At 58.5% G+C, this 19267-nt stretch carries 16 protein-coding genes; 8 read left to right on the top strand and 8 right to left on the bottom strand.

The window, feature by feature from the left end; all coding sequences use genetic code 11:
- Positions 1-251 precede the first annotated feature (251 nt).
- From ACIPIN_RS11735 to ACIPIN_RS11705, 7 genes are all read left to right on the top strand, one after another.
- A complete protein-coding gene (locus ACIPIN_RS11735; protein WP_401118614.1) occupies positions 252-965 on the top strand; it encodes an FKBP-type peptidyl-prolyl cis-trans isomerase in 714 nt (237 codons plus the stop codon).
- A gap of 293 nt (positions 966-1258) precedes the next feature.
- On the top strand, positions 1259-1720 hold the full coding sequence (locus ACIPIN_RS11730; RefSeq protein WP_401118612.1) for a YkvA family protein: 462 nt from the start codon (positions 1259-1261) through the stop codon (positions 1718-1720).
- 110 nt (positions 1721-1830) lie between these two features.
- The gene (locus ACIPIN_RS11725; protein WP_019693067.1) at positions 1831-2172 is read left to right on the top strand and encodes a helix-turn-helix domain-containing protein; all 342 of its coding nucleotides are present in this window, start codon (positions 1831-1833) and stop codon (positions 2170-2172) included.
- A complete protein-coding gene (locus tag ACIPIN_RS11720) occupies positions 2169-2540 on the top strand; it encodes a hypothetical protein (protein WP_003223109.1) in 372 nt (123 codons plus the stop codon). The genes ACIPIN_RS11725 and ACIPIN_RS11720 overlap by 4 nt, the downstream gene beginning before the upstream one ends.
- A complete protein-coding gene (locus ACIPIN_RS11715) occupies positions 2541-2942 on the top strand; it encodes a sel1 repeat family protein (protein ID WP_401118611.1) in 402 nt (133 codons plus the stop codon).
- A 213-nt stretch (positions 2943-3155) separates the two neighbouring features.
- Positions 3156-8024 (top strand): RHS repeat-associated core domain-containing protein, encoded by a 4869-nt coding sequence (locus tag ACIPIN_RS11710; RefSeq protein ID WP_401118609.1) that lies wholly within the window; start codon positions 3156-3158, stop codon positions 8022-8024.
- A complete protein-coding gene (locus ACIPIN_RS11705; protein WP_401118607.1) occupies positions 8024-8416 on the top strand; it encodes a hypothetical protein in 393 nt (130 codons plus the stop codon). The genes ACIPIN_RS11710 and ACIPIN_RS11705 overlap by 1 nt, the downstream gene beginning before the upstream one ends.
- A 15-nt stretch (positions 8417-8431) precedes the next feature.
- Here the strand turns inward: ACIPIN_RS11705 and ACIPIN_RS11700 are convergent, their stop codons facing one another.
- On the bottom strand, positions 8432-10207 hold the full coding sequence (locus ACIPIN_RS11700) for a bifunctional diguanylate cyclase/phosphodiesterase (RefSeq protein ID WP_401118604.1): 1776 nt from the start codon (positions 10205-10207) through the stop codon (positions 8432-8434).
- Positions 10208-10333: 126 nt separating this feature from the next.
- On the bottom strand, positions 10334-12421 hold the full coding sequence (locus ACIPIN_RS11695; RefSeq protein WP_401118601.1) for a carboxy terminal-processing peptidase: 2088 nt from the start codon (positions 12419-12421) through the stop codon (positions 10334-10336).
- A 222-nt stretch (positions 12422-12643) separates the two neighbouring features.
- On the opposite strand from ACIPIN_RS11695, the gene ACIPIN_RS11690 reads away from it, so the two are divergent.
- Positions 12644-13606 carry a zinc-binding dehydrogenase gene (locus ACIPIN_RS11690; protein WP_401118599.1) on the top strand — a complete coding sequence of 321 codons (963 nt, stop codon included), beginning with the start codon at positions 12644-12646 and terminating at the stop codon, positions 13604-13606.
- Between the two features lie 105 nt (positions 13607-13711).
- On the opposite strand, the gene ACIPIN_RS11685 is transcribed toward ACIPIN_RS11690, so the two are convergent.
- The 6 genes from ACIPIN_RS11685 to ACIPIN_RS11660 form a co-directional block, all read right to left on the bottom strand.
- Positions 13712-14365 carry an HAD family hydrolase gene (locus ACIPIN_RS11685; RefSeq protein WP_401118596.1) on the bottom strand — a complete coding sequence of 218 codons (654 nt, stop codon included), beginning with the start codon at positions 14363-14365 and terminating at the stop codon, positions 13712-13714.
- A gap of 43 nt (positions 14366-14408) precedes the next feature.
- Positions 14409-15413 (bottom strand): ABC transporter ATP-binding protein, encoded by a 1005-nt coding sequence (locus ACIPIN_RS11680; protein ID WP_401118594.1) that lies wholly within the window; start codon positions 15411-15413, stop codon positions 14409-14411.
- Positions 15410-16210: an ABC transporter permease gene (locus ACIPIN_RS11675; protein WP_054593521.1), complete on the bottom strand. Its 801-nt coding sequence runs from the start codon at positions 16208-16210 to the stop codon at positions 15410-15412. Before ACIPIN_RS11675 ends, ACIPIN_RS11680 begins: the two co-directional genes overlap by 4 nt.
- Positions 16197-17042: an ABC transporter permease gene (locus ACIPIN_RS11670; RefSeq protein ID WP_401118591.1), complete on the bottom strand. Its 846-nt coding sequence runs from the start codon at positions 17040-17042 to the stop codon at positions 16197-16199. Before ACIPIN_RS11670 ends, ACIPIN_RS11675 begins: the two co-directional genes overlap by 14 nt.
- Entirely contained in the window at positions 17039-17845 is an 807-nt protein-coding gene (locus tag ACIPIN_RS11665; protein ID WP_401118588.1) for an alkaline phosphatase family protein, read from the bottom strand. Before ACIPIN_RS11665 ends, ACIPIN_RS11670 begins: the two co-directional genes overlap by 4 nt.
- A gap of 175 nt (positions 17846-18020) precedes the next feature.
- Complete coding sequence (locus ACIPIN_RS11660; RefSeq protein WP_401118586.1) at positions 18021-19097, bottom strand: ABC transporter substrate-binding protein; 1077 nt, start codon at positions 19095-19097, stop codon at positions 18021-18023.
- Between the last annotated feature and the right edge of the window lie 170 nt (positions 19098-19267).

Raw genomic sequence — 19267 nt, 5'->3', positions numbered from 1 at the left:
TTGTAGCCTTGTTATGCCTCAGCCCTGATTTCACGGCAAGTGGCCATTACGCCAGACGTTGTAGGAACGGGCATTTGCTGTACTGAGAAGAAGCTGACAGAAGCTTCACGACCACCGCTCGCAAAATGCGTTAAAAGACCTGAACTTATCAGAGGTTTCCTGCTCTCATGCCGGTAGCCATTGGTCGTGGCGGCCTGATAAGCTCGCGGCTTTACTCGATTGCCCTTTAGGCGCATGAACAAGGAAATAGCATGAAACAGCATCGGTTGGCGGCGGCGGTGGCCCTGGTTAGCCTGGTACTCGCGGGTTGTGACTCGCAGACCAGCGTTGAGCTGAAAACCCCGGCGCAAAAAGCTTCCTACGGTATCGGCCTGAACATGGGCAAGAGCCTGGCTCAGGAAGGTATGGATGACCTGGATTCCAAAGCCGTAGCCCAAGGCATCGAAGATGCCATCGGCAAGAAAGATCAGAAGCTGAAGGATGACGAACTGGTCGAAGCTTTCGCTGCGCTGCAAAAGCGCGCTGAAGAGCGTCTGGCCAAAATGAGCGAAGAGTCGGCGGCTGCCGGCAAGAAATTCCTCGAAGACAACGCCAAGAAAGCCGGTGTGACTACCACCGCTTCCGGCCTGCAGTACGAAGTGATCAAGAAGGCCGACGGCCCTCAGCCTAAGCCGACCGACGTAGTGACTGTTCACTACACCGGCACTCTGACCAACGGCACCGTTTTCGACAGTTCCGTCGAGCGCGGCAGCCCGATCGATCTGCCGGTTAGCGGCGTGATCCCGGGTTGGGTTGAAGGTCTGCAACTGATGCACGTAGGCGAGAAGTACAAACTGTACATCCCTAGCGATCTGGCTTACGGCGCACAAAGCCCTAGCCCGGCAATCCCAGCCAACTCGGTGCTGGTGTTCGACCTGGAACTGCTGGCGATCAAAGATCCGGCAAAACAAGGCGCCGCCAAGTAATCAGCGTCTGGTATAAAAACAACGCCCCGTTCATCCGGGGCGTTGTTGCATCTGGCGTTCAGTGGCCGACAATCCAGGCGAACGGACGCCGTGGAGTGGAGTCATGGCATTGATGGTGCTGCAGCTAAACGCAGTGGGTTGCCAAGTCAATGAAATGTTAGGTTTTTTTATGTGAGTAAAAAACGCCCGATCTGAGTTGAGCCCTTGTAAAACGGGGCTTTAAGGCGTGAAAAGCGGCTCTGTTCACAAGGTTATCCACAATTTGTGTGGATAACATTTCAGCGGGAGGGATGATGAAAGCACCCTGGAATTTTGCTCGATTTTTACCCCTGGCTGGAAGGTTGCTCAGTCGTGGGCGTTTACCGGCCCTGTTGTTCGCCGTAGCCAGAAAAGGTGCGAGCCAGGGCAACCGTTTGGGTAAGCTTAAAGACGACCTGCGATTGCTGCAGGCATTGTGCCTGGCGTACTGGCGCGGCGAGTATCGGGACATCAGTCGCAAGTCGATGCTGACGGTGGTGGCGGGGCTGATGTACTTCCTCAGCCCGCTCGATGCCATTCCGGATTTCATTCCGGTATTTGGCATGCTCGATGACATCGCGGTGCTGGCCTGGGTGATGAAAACCCTCGATGACGAACTGAGCGCTTTCCGTGCCTGGCGCGACCGTCAATCTCCGGAAAAACTCGCAATCGTTGAGCGTCTCCCCGATACGCTGGAGCAATTGCAACTGCAAGGCCCGAAAAAAAACCTGAGTTGATTCAGGTTCCCCCACAGATTGATCCCCCCTCGCGACCTTGGCGGCTGTTAGGATTACACTTCTAAGGAAAAGTGCCGACTCGCTAAGTGTTGTTGTCCTACGGGGTAGTCATGGATATTCAGATAATTGCACGCGATGGGGAACCCGAATACGCGGTTTTGCCGTGGGCTCAGTATCAAGCGTTATTGAAAGCAGCAGGCGTCACTGAACAACCACCGCGTGAAGCTACAGTCCGTCACGCGGCCGCAGCAGACCAGGTTCTGCCGGGTCTGGACCAACTACGCAGTTTGCGCGAAGGGAAGGGCATCGCCATCGAGGCGCTGGCCCGCACGGTAGGCATCAGCCCGTCTTACCTGGCCTTGATCGAAAGTGGCGAGCGTCAACCTGACGCTGCGATTCGCCGCAGTCTGGCCTGGGAATTAACGGTGCCGGGATGGAGGGATGAATCGTGAGCGTACGCATCAGTCGTCAACATTGGGACGGTTTACTCGGCGAGCTGGATCAGGCCCGCCGGCAGCGTCATCTTCTGACTTATCGCGCTTTGCTTGAGCGTTTGCAGCTGCCTACGCCGGCTATGCAAACCCTGACCGCTGCACTTGAACATCTGGCCGCGCTGGACGCGAAGGCCGAACAGCCGCTGCGCAGCTCGCTGGTGATCAGTCAGGGGGCAAGTCGTTTGCCGCGCACCGGGTTCTTCGAATGTGTCGAGCGACTGGGGCGATTCTCAGGTCCATCCGATGGCGTAGCTGCTGCGTCGTGGCATGCGTCGGAAGTGGTGCGGGTGTTTGAGTACGAATACCCCGAATCAGCGGAGGCCTGAATGCTCTGGCGACTTAAAGCCCGTGCCAGTTACTGGCTGGCACGCCGGCTGTTTCATTGGTCATGGTTTGTCCGCCAGCCACGCGGCTGGAGCTGGCTTGAAGGCCAGTTTGCGCGCATGGCGAACCTCGGTGATGTCGGTGCACAAAGCTTCTATGGCCACATCCTGACGTTCCGTGGCCAAGGCCTTGGTGCCCGCGAAGAGGGCGTACGGTTGTTGCGTCTTGCAGCGTTGGCGGGGGACGGCAAAGCCGCCTATCAGGTCGGTGTGATCAGCCTTGCCGGCACGCCGAGCAAGGCCCCTGACGCTGCGGAGGCGGCGCGCTGGTGGCAGATGGCGGCCAAGGCCGGACATCCGTTGGCCGAGATCAAGCTCAAGGAGCTGGAGTCGCGCAACGCTTAACGGCCGCTGGTTTGCCCGCGATCGCGGGTAAGCCACTTTCCTACAGGCGTTTGTGAAGTATTCGCCTATGAAGCAGTGCCCGTTCTAATTGATTGACTCATTCCCTTCGTTTTAACGAAACGCCCTACATCATCCTCATATTGTCCTGACTTCTTTCCCCGCGTAATCCCCGCAAAGTCTCGCGCCCCACAGCGACCGCGCGAAGGATTGCGAATGCTCGATCCAAAAAAACTTCAGGCCCTGAACACCGCGATCGGCCATCTGGTCATCGCAGCGCTGAACCCGAAAAGCCCGGACATTGCGGCCGTCTTCAATGATTTCCGCAATTGCCTCAGTGACTACGAGTCCTGGGCAGAAAGTTTCTGGACGGGCGCAGCACTGGATGTCGAGCAGGTGTTCAAGGTCGGCAACGAAGTCAGCCTCAGCGCACCGAAGAACTCGACCACGCCGATCAGCGCCACCGTTGCGTCCTGTCCGGCCGGTGGATCGCTGACTCTGGTGCACATGTTCGAGGCTGCGCGTTTCGTGCCGATCGGAAATACCCCGGTGATGCTCGAAGCATTGATCGATGGGCCTGGTGGGGATGAGGTGGACGGCGAGCCGATTCACGCAACTATCGGCCCCAGCGGCATCCTTGAAGTCCCCGAATGCTGGCGTGGCCAGCGTCACCGAATCACCTTTTACCCCAACGTCTCTCAAGACCACGTCAAGGCGCTCTACACCTCTTATCAAACCACGATTGCAGAGCTTGAAGACTGGCTGCAAAGCGAGTGGACGAACGAGTTCCAGCCGTTGTGGGAGAGCTTTTCGCAAAGCGGCTTTATCGAGCGCTACCACGCCTTGCAGCAGGCTGATCAACGGGGCGTTGAACGCGCCTTGCTCGACCTTTGGGATGACGTTCAGCAGCTCTATCAACTGCTGGCCGACCTGCAAGCCAACAGTGAAAAACTCCTCGAGTACCTGACCCAGGTCGAACTCGAAACCCTGCTCACCGCTTCCACGGAAGCTATTGCCAATGGATTACTGGTGCTCAGCGATGAACCGTTGCTGTTCATCTATCTGTCGGCCATCACCAGTTGGCTGCGGATGCTGCCGCCGCAGTACGAAGCTGAGGTGATGGCCGAGATTCGCACTGGCGTGTTGATCGGATTGCTGCTGGCCTGCGTGACCGGGCCGATGGGCCTTGGGGCGGGTGCGGGCGCCAAAGTATTGGGGAAGGTCAAGTCGGAGCGCGCTCGAAAGTGGCTGGCAGCCTTGAGCGTCCGGCTGGCGCAAGTATCGAGCAACCAGCGTTTCAACAGTCATGCCGATGCACTCAAGCCGCTGATGGTGAGCGCGCACAAGGCGCCAGTCTCGCCGACACCCCGTGTGCCGTTGAAGATCAGTCCTGGTGAAGCGCCAACCCTTTACGTGAAAAATCCAGCGGCCATCGCCCGTGACAAGTCTGGGCCCAAGACCCGCCTGAGCAAACAGGAGCATCACGACAACGCCCCGGATCAGGCGAAAAACCCCAATGGCGCCAGCGCCGACACCACAGACAAAACTGCCACCCACAACTGTCCGGTGTCGATGGTCACCGGCGAAGAACTACTGACCCTTACCGACGGCGAACTGTGTGGCGTGCTGTCATTTGCCTTCACCCGGTTGTATCGCACCAGTGCGGTGGAGCTCGATAGCGGACTGGGCTTTGGCTGGAGCCATTCGCTGGCGCATCGCCTGGAAATCGACGGCGATGACGTCGTCTGGATCGACCACGAAAACCGTCGCACGCGCTTTCCAAAGCCCAGCGCCGAACGTCCGGCCATTCACAACCGCCTTTCCCGTGCAGCGATTCATCTGGGCGACGACGCCGATGAGCTGATCCTCGCCCAGGCCGGTGAAACACCACGGTTTTATCACTTCCGCGACGGCCACCTCACGGCCATCAGTGACGCGTACGACAACCGTCTGCACATCAGCCGTGACCGTTCCGAGCGCATCAAACGACTCGATAACGGCGCTGGTCGCGCCTTGCTATTGCGTTACGACCGACGACATCTGATCGCTGTCGACTATCAGGTCTATCGCGCGACTGCGAGTCCCAATGAAGCCTGGCAGACCGAGCAAATCCTGGTCACCTACCGCTATGACGAACGCAATCGCTTGATCGAAGCCACCAACGCGGCGGGCGAGAGCGAGCGTTACGACTACGACGATCAGGCGGTGATTCTCCAGCGGCAACTGGCCGGCGGCGCGAGCTTTTTCTGGGAATGGGAGCATGAAGGCAAGGCCGCTCGATGCGTGCGCCATTGGGCCAGTTTTGCGCAGATGGATTCGCGTTACGTTTGGGACGATAACGGCAGCGTCACGGTGCATAACGCCGATGGCAGCGAAGAGGTTTACGTCCACGACCAGCAGGCACGCCTGGTACGCAAGGTCGAGCCGGGCGGTGCTGTATACCTGAAGGCTTACGACGATAACGGTCAACTGGTGGCCGAGAAAAATCCCCTCGGTGGCGTCACCCAATACATCTATAACGAAGCCGGGCGGTTGCTTGCGGTCATCCCGCCAGAGGACGAACCGACCCACTACGAGTATCACAACGGTTTTGTTCGGGTGATGCGTCGGGGCCGGGCGCGTTGGAAGTACCAGCGAAACACTCAAGGCGACATCACCGAACAGATCGATCCTGATGGCCACATCACCCATTACCACTACGATGATCGGGGTCGACTGCTGTCGATCCGCTACCCGGATAACAGTTGTCACGTCCTCACCTGGAACAGCCTCGGGCAACTGACTGAGGAGCAGCTGCCGGACGGTGGTCGGCGGTATTTTGCTTACGATGCGTTAGGTCGGCAGATCCGTCGTCAGGATGAATATGGCGCGATAACCCTGTACCAATGGGATGTCGTCGGCCGGCTGATCCAGACCACCTTGCCCGGCGGTGCCACTCGTGCCTTCAGCTACAACGCCTACGGTAAGGTCACTGCCGAACGTGATGAGTTGGGTCGGGTCACGCGCTACGAATATGACGATGACTTGCACCTGATCAGCCGTCGGATCAACGCCGACGGCACCCAACTGCGCTATCGCTACGACAACGTACGGTTGCTGCTTAGCGAGATCGAAAACGAATCTGGTGAGAAGTACCAGCTGGAGTACGGCCCGAGTGGGCTGATCCGTCAGGAGACCGGTTTTGACGGTCGGCGCACCGCGTACGCCTATGACCTCACCGGCCATCTGCTGGAAAAAACCGAGTTTGGTGATGATGGTTCGCGGCTGATTACCGGTTATCAACGCGATACCGCCGGACGTCTGTTGGTCAAAACCCTGGCCGACGGCAGCAAGGTCAATTATCACTACGACGCATTGGGTCGTCTGGTCTGCGTCGACGACGGTAATGACTGGCCGCTGGAGTTCGAGTACGACGCGCAAGACCGGTTGATCACCGAGCATCAAGGCTGGGGCACCCTGCGCTACGGCTACGACACCTGCGGTCAGCTCAATCACCTGCGCCTGCCGGACAACAGCAAACTCGACTACCACCACGCCAAGGGCGGCGCGTTGACCGCCATTGACCTCAACGGCACGCGGCTCACCACTCACACCTTTACGCACGGCCGTGAGCAGCAGCGTCAACAAGGCCAACTGCTCAGCCAGTACCGCTACGACGAACAGGGTCGGTTGCACGCCCACGCCGTCTCCCACGCTGAACAACCACGCTATCGCCGCGATTACGCCTACAGCGCCAACGGCAGCCTCGACTTCATCGCCGACAGTCGCCACGGCCAGCGTAACTATCACTACGATCCGCTGAACCGCCTGGTGCGTGTGCGCCACTCCCGCGATCCCCAGCCGGAAAGCTTCGGCCATGATCCGGCCGGCAACCTGCAGATGCAGGATCGCCCCGGACTGGCGACGATCAAAGGCAATCGCCTGCTGCTGCAAGGCGACCGCCACTACGACTACGACGCCTTCGGCAACCTGATCCGCGAACGTCGCGGCACTGCGCACAAACTGGTCACCGAATACCGCTACGACTGTCAGCACCGCTTAATCACTGTGACCCTGCCCGACGGCAGCAGCGCCACCTACCGCTACGACGCCTTCGGCCGCCGCACCGCAAAAACCATCGCCGGCAACACCACCGAATTCTTCTGGCAAGGCGAACAACTGATCGCCGAAAACAGCTGCGAGCATCACCGCAGCTACGTCTACGAGCCTGGCAGCTTTCGCCCGTTGGCCATGCTTGATGGCTACGGCCCGCGCAAAGCTTGCCCGTTCTACTACCAACTCGATCACCTCGGTACACCGCAAGAGCTCACCGACTACAGCGGCGAGATTGTCTGGTCCGTGACCTACAAGGCCTACGGCAAACTCGCCAGCCTCCAGCGCTTTGGCGAAGAACAGCTTGAGCAGCCGTTGCGGTTTCAGGGGCAGTATTTCGACGCTGAATCAGGTCTGCATTACAACCGGCATCGCTACTACAATCCGGATATCGGCCGCTACCTGACGCCGGATCCGAGCAAGCTCGCCGGAGGGATTAACGGGTATCAGTACACCCGGAACCCAACGGGGTGGGTGGATCCGCTAGGGTTGAATGACTGCCCAGGCGCAGGTAAGTGCAAGACGCCGGGGGAGGCGGAAAATCCGGCGGGGAGGGCGGGGGTTGATGAAGAGGGGGGGAAGCTGCCGACGCCAAAGGGCGAAGGTGATTATCTGTATCGTGGGGATGCAAAACATCCAAACGAAATATTTGCAAAAGGGTTTAAGAGCAAAGGTGATAGCACTGATTTACTACTGCACGCAATGGACAGCGATAATCCTCCGAGTAACTTTGTGAGCACATCACCGTCGCGGTTTACGGCAGTTCAGTTCGGAACTCGATTTGAAACCCAGAAAGGGTATTTGTATACGCTAAGGAAGATTCTAGGCATTGATGTGAACAAAGAACTAAGAAACTACACTCCATTTGGAGATGAGACGGAAATAGCCATACCCAAGAAAATTGATAGCGGAGATATTTTGGGAGTGACTCCTCTCAAGAAGGATGGTAGCAATGTCGGATATTCCATTCCAAACCCGAACAGGAGAAAGTAATGGAAAGGGTTGAAGTTTGTATTGTCGTCAACGGCAAAAGAGAAACTGCGGTACTTCGGTTTGATCGTGCTAGATCCACAGCCATCATTGATTTTTTAATGTCCGATGGAGTAAGTAAAAAATATGAACATCAGGATTTTTATTTGTGCTTGGCAAAGATTAGGGAAGATCACCCACAGGTAAAGTTTCTGTGTAAAGGCGCAAAACTTAATGTTATGCCCTCAAGAATGTGCTCTCAAATGAGTATGGGGCTTGTGGCTTACGAACTAACGATGGGTAAGTCGGCGACTTTTGAACAGATAGTTCATACTTTTGACTATGAAGATTCCGATATCGTATCTGATCCAAAAGAACAGTTTGATTTCTATAAGCGATGGCTAGAGTCATTTTAGGGATGACATCAACACCTACGGGGTATGAAGTTGGGGGCTCATCCCCAAACTATCAATCACATGAATACTATGCCCCTGCACATTCTTCGCATGATGCTTGGCCTGTGAGGCCATTTCCGCGAGTTGACTGGCGTCGAGTTGTCCACAGGCCTGCGGGTGTAAATGCACCACACCAATCGACAGCGACAGCAGCGGGAATTCCTGACGGACGCCCTGGCGGTTGGGGGCGATGAAGCAGCCGGCTTCCAGGTGTTCGCTGCGGTAGAAGCGTCGGCTTTGGCTGTGGAAGTCGTCGAGCAGTTGGTTCAGGCGTTTGCGCCAGTCTTCCGGGCCGAGGACCAGCAAGAAATCATCGCCGCCGATATGGCCGACGAAGTCGCGGCTGGGGTCGATGCGGTCGTTCAGGCATTGCGCCAGACACAGCAGGACTTCGTCGCCGCGGCCGTAGCCGTAGATATCGTTGAAAGGCTTGAAGCTGTCGATGTCGACATAGCAGATCACTGACTCGCGGCTCTGTTGCAACAGTCGGGTCAAGCACTGCTGGATCGGTACGTTGCCCGGTAACAGGGTCAGCGGGTTGGCGTAGCGGGCTTGCTGGATTTTCAGTTCGGTAATCAGTTTGAGCACGTCGATTACTCGGCCGAGGCCCAAATAACCGCCGTTGAGGGTGATGATGAAGTCCTCTTCGATGCGCTGCCGGGCGCGGCTGGTGATCAGCCGGCTGACCTGTTGCAGCGACTGGCTGAGCTCGACGGCGAGGAAGTCGTCGCTCATCAGACGGCTGATCGGCTTGCGTGCGAACAGGTCGGTGGCAAACGGCTTGAGCAACGCGTCAGACAGCGAATGACGGTGGACGATGCCGCAGGGCTGACCGAGTTCGTCGAGCACTGCCAGCGAGTTCAGGTTGGCTTGACGACGGAAGGCTTCCAGCACGTCAGCGGTAGGTGTATCGCGGCCCACCGCCGGATGTTCGTTGAGCAGGGCGCTGAGGTCACTGCCTTCATCGTTGAGCACCACTGCGCTGCTGTCGTGCTTGGGCATCATCGTCCGGGCATCCCGTGGCGGATGCTCTTGCGGACGGCACAACAGATAGCCCTGCACCAGGTCGACCCCCATCTCGGTCAACACCGCGAGCTCTTCCGGCAGTTCGATACCTTCGGCGATGACTTTCGCCCGAGAGGCTTTGGCGATCTGCAGGATCGAGCCGACGAATTCGCGCTTGAGCGCGTCCTGATGAATACCGTCGATGAAATGCCGGTCGATCTTCACATATTCCGGACGCAACTCCGACCAGAGTCGCAGGCTCGAATAACCGGCCCCCAGGTCATCCAATGCAATCGAAAAGCCCATGGCCCGATAGTGATGCAATGCGTTTTGCAGCAACTGAAAATCGTCGGTCGGGGTTTGCTCGGTAAGCTCGATCACCACCTGACTTGGCGGGATGCCGAAGTCCTGGAGCATTTGTAGGGTTCTACCGGGTTGGTGGCCGGCTTCGAGCAACGATTCGGGGGAGACGTTGAGAAAGAGCTTGCCCGGTAACTGTTGTTCATTGAAACGACGACAGGCGCTGTGTCGGCAGGCCATTTCCAGTTCGCTGAGACGGCCAGCCTGGCGGGCCACGGCGAACAACGCGATGGGCGAATGCAGAGGGCTGTTGGAGGGACCGCGACTGAGGGCCTCGTAACCGAGGATGCGTCGTTCTGAGAGGGAAACGATCGGCTGGAACAGACTGTGCAAACCACTTTGAGCCAGGATTGAACTCAAGGCACTCAGCTGTTCGGTCGTGGTCATGGCGATCTCTGGCGATAAAAAAAGGACTGGGCGCGCTCTTGATTAGAGAGTGCGCCCAGTCCTGTATTTCACGACAGAATGATGACTGTTTGATGACGATCCGGGAGCGTCAGCATTAAATTGCCATCACTTTTTGTTGCTGGCGACCGCGGTGTTCAGTTTCAAGTAATCCAGCAGAATCCGCCCGGTTTCGCTCAGGTAGGCATCGTCTTCCGGTTTGGTCTTTTCTGGCTCGGCCGCGATAGCGTCTTCGTCTTCTTTCTTCAGCTCTTTGAGCGGATCTTCGCCCTTGGCCTTGCGGCGGATGTTTTCCATCACCAGCTGCTTGGCTTCAATGTCGGCGTGTTGCGCGCGACGTTCGGCTTCGTTGAGGCTGACGGTTTTTTCCGCCATCAGCTTCTGGGCCAGCGCCAGCTTGTCGCGAATGAACACAAACTCCGCGTCCTTGGCCGAGCGGGCGTCATGCTCGGACTTGAGCTGTGCCAGATACGGTTTGAACGGGTCGACTGCCGGCTTGATAGCCGCGCGAATGGTGTCCCACGGCATGGATTCCGGCAGGGCGCTCTCGCCGATTTCCTTGGTATCGATGATCGACGGGAAATCGACATCCGGCAGCACGCCCTGATGCTGGGTGCTCTGCCCGGAAACCCGGTAGAACTTGGCCAGCGTCAGTTTCAGCTCGCCATGGTTCAGCGGCTGGATGGTCTGCACAGTGCCTTTACCGAAGGTCTGGCCGCCGATGATCAGCGCGCGGTGGTAGTCCTGCATGGCGCCGGCAAAAATCTCCGAAGCCGAGGCAGACAGGCGGTTGACCAGCAACGCCATCGGGCCTTTGTAGAAGGCGCCCGGGCTTTCGTCTTCCAGTACATCGACCCGGCCGTCAGCGTTACGTACCAGCACGGTCGGACCTTTGTCGATGAACAGACTGGTCAGCTCGGTGGCTTCCTGCAGGGAGCCGCCGCCGTTGTTGCGCAAGTCGATGACCACGCCGTCGACCTTGTCTTTTTGCAGTTCGGTCAGCAGCTTCTTGACGTCGCGGGTGGTGCTCTTGTAATCCGGATCACCGGCGCGGAAGGCCTTGAAGTCAAGGTAGAAGGCCGGGATCTCAATCACCCCGAGCTTGTAGTCCTTGCCATCCTGTTTCAGGTTGAGGATCGACTTCTTCACCGCCTGATCTTCAAGCTTCACCGCTTCGCGGGTGATCTGCACGATCTTGGTGGTCTGGTCGTTTGGCGCATTGCTGGCCGGGATCACTTCCAGGCGCACCACGGTGCCTTTCGGGCCACGAATCAGCTTGACCACTTCGTCCAGACGCCAGCCGACCACATCGACCATCTCTTTATTGCCCTGGGCAACGCCGATGATCTTGTCGGCCGGTGCAACCTGTTTGGTCTTGTCCGCCGGGCCTGCCGGCACCAGACGCACAACTTTCACCTGGTCGTTATCGCTCTGCAACACGGCGCCGATACCTTCCAGCGACAGGCTCATGTTGATGTCGAAGTTTTCCGCGCTATCCGGCGACAGATAATTGGTGTGCGGGTCGTAGGACATGGCGAAGTTGTTGATGTACGCCTGGAAAATGTCTTCCGGACGGGTCTGGTCCAGACGCGACAACTGATTCTTGTAGCGCTTGGTCAGCAGCTCTTGAATGGCCTTGGGTTCCTTGCCGGCGATCTTCAGGCGCAGCACTTCGTCCTTGACGCGTTTGCGCCACAGGTCATCGAGCTCTGCACTGGTCTTGAGCCACGGGGCGTCCTTGCGATCAATCAGCAAGGTTTCCTTGGTGGTGAAGTCCATCTTGTCGACGCCTTTGTTCAGCTCGACCAAGGCGAAGTCCAGGCGCGCTTTGACACGGTCCAGGTAACGCTTGTAGATGGTGAACCCGGCGTTCAGGTCGCCACTTTTGAGGAACTCGTCAAATTGGGTTTTCCATTTGTCGAATTCGGCAATGTCGCTGGCCAGAAAATAACTGCGCGCCGGATCCAGCAGCTTCAGGTAGCTGTCGTAGATGATCACGGAGCGCGCATTATCGAGCGGCGGCTTGCTGTAATGGTGGCGCTTGAGCAACTCGACGACGTTCAGGCTGGCAATCACCTCGTCACGATCGGGCTGAAGGTTGTCCCAGCTATTGGCTGCGAACGTTGTGGGCGACAGCGACAAGCTGCCCAGGCCAATGAAAAGAGCGAGTGCGGTGCTGGGGAACAAATGCTTCATGCTGATTCGACGCGGGGGCAATTGATAACGCATATTAGGCCGTCTTTAAAGTCGCCGGTTCCACAAGGTTCTACGCAAACTGCCTGCGTGTCGATCATGCTGTGTTAAAAACAGGCTGATCGCCACTCGGCGGGTTTTCGTACGACCCTCGGGCCGGTCGCATAATGCAAAAAGCCCGGCGCTACAGCAACGGGCTCAGTCCAGACTCACTATGGAGGCACTGTGAAGGCATTGCAAGGCGTTGAGGGTCAAGTGGAGTGGGTTGAAGAGCCGCGTCCGACGTGTGACGTAGGACAAGTTCGCATTCGAGTGGCGGCAGCGGGCCTCAATAGAGCCGATTTGTTGCAGAAGGCGGGGCTCTATCCGCCGCCACCGGGGGCCAGTCAGGTGCTGGGTCTGGAGTGTTCAGGCGTGATCAGCGAGGTCGGCGCGGGGTCGTCCTGGCAGATTGGTGATCGCGTTTGCGCGCTGCTGGCCGGCGGCGGGATGGCCGAAGAGGTCGTGGTCGACGGCCGTCACGTATTGCCGGTGCCCGACGGCTTGTCGCTGGTCGAAGCGGCCGCGTTGCCAGAGGTCTACAGCACCGCCTGGCTGAATCTGTTTCAACTGGCCGCGCTCAAACCGGGTGAGAAAGTTCTCCTGCACGCCGGGGCAAGTGGAGTTGGTTCAGCTGCCATTCAGCTGTGCAAGGCGTTCGGTAACCCGTGCTGGGTCAGCGTCGGTTCGGCGGAACGGCTGGCCTACTGCGAGGCGCTGGGTGCGCAAGGCGGGGTGATACGCACCGATGGGCTGGAGGGTTTGAGTGATTTGGGGCCGTTCGATGTGATCCTCGATCCGGTCGGCGGCAACTATGCCGCGTTGAACCTGAAGTTGCTGGCGCGCGACGGTCGCTGGGTGTTGATCGGCCTGATGGGCGGTCGTGAAGCGCAGTTGGATCTGGTGCAAATGCTGGCCAAGCGGATCCAGTTGTTGGGTTCGACCCTGCGCAGCCGTGATGAGCAGTTCAAGGCGGATCTGTTCAGTGATCTACGCCAACATGTCTGGCCGCTGTTCGCCGAAGGGCGCCTGAGTCCGCAACTGGCCAGGACCTTCCCGATCAAGGACGCTGAAGCGGCGTTTGCCGAGCTTGCGACCAATCAGGTGTCGGGCAAGTTGGTGCTGGTGATCGACGAAAGCCTGGTTTGACCCTTGTGGGAGCGGGCTTGCTCGCGAAGGCGGTGTGTCAGTCGACATGAATGTTGAATGATTAACCGCCTTCGCGAGCAAGCCCGCTCCCACACAGGTTCTCGGTTACTTCCAGGTGTGAATCGGCCAGCCGGCCTTTTCGGCGTGTTCGCGCAATATCGGATCCGGGTTGACCACATGCGGGTGGTCGACTTTCAGCAGCAACGGCAGATCGTTACGTGAGTCCGAATAGAAACTCGCGCCTTCAAGGTTTTCCTCTTCGGCGTCGAGCCACTCCAGCAAACGAGTGATTTTGCCTTCGCGGTAGGTCAGGGTGCCGACCGTATTGCCGCTGTAGACCCCGTGAGTCACTTCCAGCTCTATACCGAGGATCTCGTCGATGCCCAGGCGTTCGGCAATCGGTTTGACCAGGTGCGTGCCCGAAGCGGAGATCACCAGAATCCGATCGCCAGCCTTGCGGTGTTCGGCGATGGCTTTGCAGGCCTCGCTGAAGATGATCGGTTCGATCACGTCCTCGACCCACGGTGCCACAAGGTGCTCGACTTCTTCCGGAGTGCGTCCGGCCATAGGTTCCAGGCTGAAGGCCATGTAATCCTCCATGGCCAGGTGGCCCTTGCCGTAGGAATCCATCAATTCCTTGTCGCGACGCAGGAAGGATTCGCCGTCGACCCAGCCGAGGCGGACCATTTGCTCGCTCCACAGCGAGGCGCAGTCGCCATGGATGAGGGTTTCGTCCAGATCAAAAATTGCCAAAGCCATCAGTGCAGCTCTCTCTTTAACATCAGTGTGCGCAGCAAAGGCATCAGGCTACCTCACACAAGGCCGTCGGATCGATGGAAAGTGCCAGCCGTTGACCATCGGCATGCAAGTCGGCCGCCGAACGGTTCAGCACATCCACCACCAATTCCACGCCGCGAGCCTCGACCCGATAGCGGATCACGTTGCCCAGCAGGCTGTGACTGCGGATCAGCGCATCCGGCTCGCCATTGCGGCTCAGTTCTATGGCTTCCGGGCGAATCGCAATGCGGCCGTTGATCGGCCGTTGCAGCAGTTTGCTGGCGCTGGCGGCGTCGAGCAGGTTGTAGTTGCCGATGAAGCCCGCGGCAAACACATCGACCGGCGCGGTGTAGAGGGTTTCAGCGTCGCCGCTCTGAACGATCTTGCCCTGGTTCATCAGGAAGATCCGGTCCGACATGGTCAGGGCTTCTTCCTGATCGTGAGTCACGAAAATGGTGGTCAGCCCCAGTTCGCGCTGGATCTGCCGGATCTGCTCACGCAGGTGTTTGCGGATTCGTGCATCGAGTGCCGACAGCGGTTCATCGAGCAGCAGCAAGCGTGGTCGGGTCACCAGCGAGCGGGCGAGGGCCACGCGCTGGCATTGGCCGCCAGACAGTTGATGTGGGTAACGGCTGGCGAAGTCGTTCAGTTCCACCAGTTGCAACACTTCGAGCACGCGCTTGCGGCTGTCGTCGGCGTTGACCTTTTGCATGCGCAAACCGAAGGCGACGTTCTGCTCCACGGTCATGTTGGGGAACAGCGCGTAGCTCTGGAACACCATGCCGATCCCGCGCTTTTGCGGGCTCAGCGGCACCAGGTCCTGGCCGTCGAGCAGGATCTTGCCGCCATCCACCGCGGTCAGTCCGGCGATGCAGCGCAGCAGGGTCGACTTGCCACAACCGGAGGGGCCGAGCAGGGTGACGAACTCGCCTTTCTGGATTTCGCAGTTGATATCGCTGAACACCGGGGTGCCGGCGGAGCCTGTTTGTGAGTAGCTTTTTTGCAGGTGTTGGACGCTGACATAGCTCATTGGCTTTTGTCCTTGTTCAAGATATTGGCCGCCCAGGTCAGAACCAGCACAAAGAAGAAATAGGAAATCACCAGCGCGCTGGTGAAGTGACCGCTGCTGTTACGCATGTTGTTGAGGTAGACCTGCAGGGTTTCGTAGCGGGTGCCGACAAGGATGTTGGCGAACACGAACTCACCGAAGAGGAACGAGAACGACAGCAGCAACGCCACCATCAAGCCTTTGCGCAGGTTTGGCAGCACCACCAGGAACGCCGCTTGCCAGGTGCTGGCGCCGAGCAGTTGGGCAGAGTCCATCAGGTCGCGCAGGTTGATCGCTTGCAGGTTGTTGGTGATCGCCCGGTACATGAACGGCAGCGCCACGGTGAAGTAGCAACCGACCAGAATCCACGGCGTGCCGACCATCGCAAACGGCCCCGAACCGTAGAGCTGCAACAGCCCCACCGAAGACACCACCGGCGGCACCGCGAAGGGCAGCAGGATCAGGATGTTCATCAGCGCGTCGAGTTTCGGGAAATGGTAATGCACCACGAACAGCAACGGCAGGATCAATACCACCGACAAAATCAGTGCGCCCACGCAGACCAGCAGCGACTGACCAAAGGCATTGAGGAAACGCGGGTCGCTCCACAGCTGGATGTACCACTTGAAGGTAAAACCGCTGGGCAGAACGGTTGCCGACCAACTGCTGGCAATCGAGTAGATCAGCGTCCCGGCCAGCGGCAGCAACAGAATGGCAAACAGCAGATAAACGACCACCCGGTGGTAGACACCGACGGGTCCCAGTTCAGCGCGAGACATGGTAGCTCCTCTTCAACAGCAACTGATGGACCACGGTCACCAGGGTCATCAACGCCACCAGCACAACGGCCAGGGCGCTGGCCATGTTCGGGTCCAGGGAAATGTCGCCTGAGACCATCGCCGCGATGCGGATCGGCAGCACGTTGAAGTTGCCGGTGGTCAGGGCGTAAACCGTGGCGTAGGCGCCGAGGGCGTTGGCCAGCAGGATCACGAAGGTGCCGAGCAAGGCCGGGGTCAGCACCGGCAAGCCGATGTGCCGCCAGAACTGCCAGCCGTTGGCGCCGAGCAGGGCCGCCGATTCGCGCCAGTCTTCACGCAGGGCGTCGAAGGCCGGGTACAGCAGCAGCACGCCAAGGGGAATCTGGAAGTAGGTGTAGAGGATGATCAGTCCGGTTTTCGAGTACAGGTTGAAGTCCTGAATGAGTCCCGCCTGCTTGAGCATGATGGTGAAGCTGCCGTTGAACCCCAGCAGGATGATGAACGCAAAGGCCAGCGGTACGCCGGCGAAGTTGCTGGTCATGTTGGCGAAGGCGTTGACGAAGTTGCGCAGCTTCGAATCGACCCGGCGCAGCGAATAGCTGCCGAGGATCGCGATGACGATGCCGAACACGCTGGACCAGAAGCTGATCTCGAGGCTGTACTGGATCGCCTGCATATAGAACTTCGAGTTGAAGATCTTGCTGAAGTTGGCCAGACCCCAACCGAACTCTTCCGATTGCACGCTGTTGATCAGTACCCAGCCCAGCGGAGCGATCTGGAACACGATGAAGAACAGGGCGAAGGGCACCAGGCACAACGCCGCCAGCCATTTGCCACGGGTGATTGAATTCACTTGAGCAGCTCCCGGCACACGGGTTTGTCATGGGCAACACCCAGCAACTCGCAGACGGTGCCGCAGAGTTCGGTTTGTTTGGGGGTCGCGTCGGGATTGAAGCTGAAGGCATCACCGATGACGAACAGCGGTACTTCGCGTTCTTCGGCGAGCAGGCCGTTGTGGGAACGGTCGTTGTTCATGCCGTGGTCGGCGGTCACCAGCACCTGATAGCCGGCGTCGAGCCAGCCTTGCAGGTAGTCGGCGAGGATGATGTCGGCCGAGCGGGCGCTGTTGCGGTATTGCGCGGTGTCGAGGCCGTGCTTGTGCCCGGCGTCGTCGATGTTCATGGGGTGAACCAGCAGAAAGTTCGGCGCATGGCGCAGACGCAGGTTCTCGGCGTCGGCGAACAGGTGCGAATCGGGGTAGTGATCGGACCAGTAGAAATGCGCGTGCTGGATCGGCAGTTCGGTGTTGTCGGTGTGACGGTCGCGGGCAGCCATGAACGGCGAACGGTTATACAGCTCGCTGACCCAGTGGTAGGCCGCAGCGGCGGTGCTGAGCCCGGCGGCGGTGGCGTAGTGGAACACACTGCGCTGGTTGGACAGGCGCGACACGTTGTTGTGGACGATGCCGCTGTCGATCGGCGTAACGCCAGTCAGAATACATTCGTAGAGCGGGCGCGACAGGGACGGCAGTTCGCATTCGAGTTTGTAGAGTGCGGCACGTTCTGCACCGACGTAAGCCTGAAGATGCCCCATGGCGTGGCGGGCGACCTCGTAATTCAGGCCGTCGAGCACCACAAGGATGACGTTGTGCTTCATGGGGGAGGGGACTCCGCGTACCAGGTATTCGAAAAAACACAGACTCGACTCGGACCAGTGTGGGAGCGGGCTTGCTCGCGAAAGCGGACTGTCGGCCACATTGATGTTGAATGTGCCGCCGTCTTCGCGAGCAAGCCCGCTCCCACATTAGATTTCCAGCTGTGGAGCTACAGCGTTATTGCATGTTAATGATGACTTCTTCCTGCCACTTCTGCGGCAGGGCCTTGGAGGTTTTTTCCCAAGCGTCGGCGTCTTTGATCGGTTTAGGCTTGGCTGCTTCGTATTGCGCTGCAGGGATCAGGTTTTTCGCTACATCAGCAGGCAGTTTCAGGCCTGTTTCAGCACGAATCGGACGGGCGTTACCGCGCGCCAGGTTGATTTGACCGGCATCGCTGAAGATGTACTCACGCGCCAGTTTGGCGGCGTTCGGGTGCTTGGCGTATTTGTTGATGATGGTGGTGTAACCGGACTTCACCGAACCATCGGACGGGATCAGCACGACGTAGTCATCCGGGTTTGCCATCTTGGCTTTATAGCTCAGTCCGTTGAAGTCCCAGACCACACCGACTTCGACTTCACCCTTTTCCATGGTGGAAATCGTCGGGTTGGCCAGCGACAGGCGACCTTGCTTGGCGATTTCGGCGAACATCAGCAGTGCCGGCTGAATGTTCTTTTCATCACCACCGTTGGCGATGGCGGCGGCCAGTACACCGTTGGCGGCTTGTGCGGCGGTGCTCACGTCACCGATGGACACCTTGTATTTTCCGGTCTTGAGGTCAGCCCACTTGGTGGGTGCTTCAGAACCGTGCAGCAGCTTCTTGTTGACGATGAAAGCGATGGTGCCGGTGTAGGCCAGTGCCCAGTTACCGTCCTTGTCCTTGGCCCAGTCCGGGACCTGCGCCCAAGTGCTTGGCTTGTACGGTTGAACCACACCTTGCTTGACCGCGATCGGGCCGAAGGCGGCACCGACGTCACCGATATCAGCGCTGGCGTTGTCTTTTTCGGCGGCGAACTTGGCCACTTCCTGGGCCGAGCTCATGTCGGTGTCGATGTGCTTGAGGCCGTAGTTCTTGGCCAGGTCTTCCCAGGTACCTTTCCAGTTGGCCCAGTCATCGGGCATGCCGACGCTGTTGACGGCGCCTTCCGCTTTCGCAGCGGCTTCCAGGGTTTTCAAGTCGGTGTCAGCCGCCATCGCTGCGGTGCACATGGCAATGGTCGAGCCTAACAGTGATGCCAGGAAAAGCTGTTTCATCCGAAGCTCCTTTGGGCGTATTCAACGCTGCGTTTTGCGGTTTGTTGGTCTAGGTCAGCAATACCTGAGCCAATTTAGGTGAGCTGGATGACACTTTGATGTCGGCATCAGGCGCGCTCGCATTTATTTCGCTCGGTAGTGAGGGCTGCGAGATAAGCGTAGACCATGAG

Origin of the sequence: Pseudomonas sp. NPDC087697, assembly GCF_044743155.1 — a bacterium.
Lineage (GTDB): Bacteria > Pseudomonadota > Gammaproteobacteria > Pseudomonadales > Pseudomonadaceae > Aquipseudomonas.
This window is presented reverse-complemented; position numbering and strand designations above follow the sequence as displayed.

Bases quoted from the DNA above. Each gene is read 5' to 3' on its own strand.
- ACIPIN_RS11675 (WP_054593521.1), bottom strand. From the start codon at position 16,210: ATGTCTCGCGCTGAACTGGGACCCGTCGGTGTCTACCACCGGGTGGTC.
- ACIPIN_RS11665 (WP_401118588.1), bottom strand. From the start codon at position 17,845: ATGAAGCACAACGTCATCCTTGTGGTGCTCGACGGCCTGAATTACGAG.
- ACIPIN_RS11705 (WP_401118607.1), top strand. From the start codon at position 8,024: ATGGAAAGGGTTGAAGTTTGTATTGTCGTCAACGGCAAAAGAGAAACT.
- ACIPIN_RS11715 (WP_401118611.1), top strand. From the start codon at position 2,541: ATGCTCTGGCGACTTAAAGCCCGTGCCAGTTACTGGCTGGCACGCCGG.
- ACIPIN_RS11685 (WP_401118596.1), bottom strand. From the start codon at position 14,365: ATGGCTTTGGCAATTTTTGATCTGGACGAAACCCTCATCCATGGCGAC.
- ACIPIN_RS11710 (WP_401118609.1), top strand. From the start codon at position 3,156: ATGCTCGATCCAAAAAAACTTCAGGCCCTGAACACCGCGATCGGCCAT.
- ACIPIN_RS11660 (WP_401118586.1), bottom strand. From the start codon at position 19,097: ATGAAACAGCTTTTCCTGGCATCACTGTTAGGCTCGACCATTGCCATG.
- ACIPIN_RS11695 (WP_401118601.1), bottom strand. From the start codon at position 12,421: ATGAAGCATTTGTTCCCCAGCACCGCACTCGCTCTTTTCATTGGCCTG.
- ACIPIN_RS11700 (WP_401118604.1), bottom strand. From the start codon at position 10,207: ATGACCACGACCGAACAGCTGAGTGCCTTGAGTTCAATCCTGGCTCAA.
- ACIPIN_RS11725 (WP_019693067.1), top strand. From the start codon at position 1,831: ATGGATATTCAGATAATTGCACGCGATGGGGAACCCGAATACGCGGTT.
- ACIPIN_RS11680 (WP_401118594.1), bottom strand. From the start codon at position 15,413: ATGAGCTATGTCAGCGTCCAACACCTGCAAAAAAGCTACTCACAAACA.
- ACIPIN_RS11730 (WP_401118612.1), top strand. From the start codon at position 1,259: ATGAAAGCACCCTGGAATTTTGCTCGATTTTTACCCCTGGCTGGAAGG.
- ACIPIN_RS11735 (WP_401118614.1), top strand. From the start codon at position 252: ATGAAACAGCATCGGTTGGCGGCGGCGGTGGCCCTGGTTAGCCTGGTA.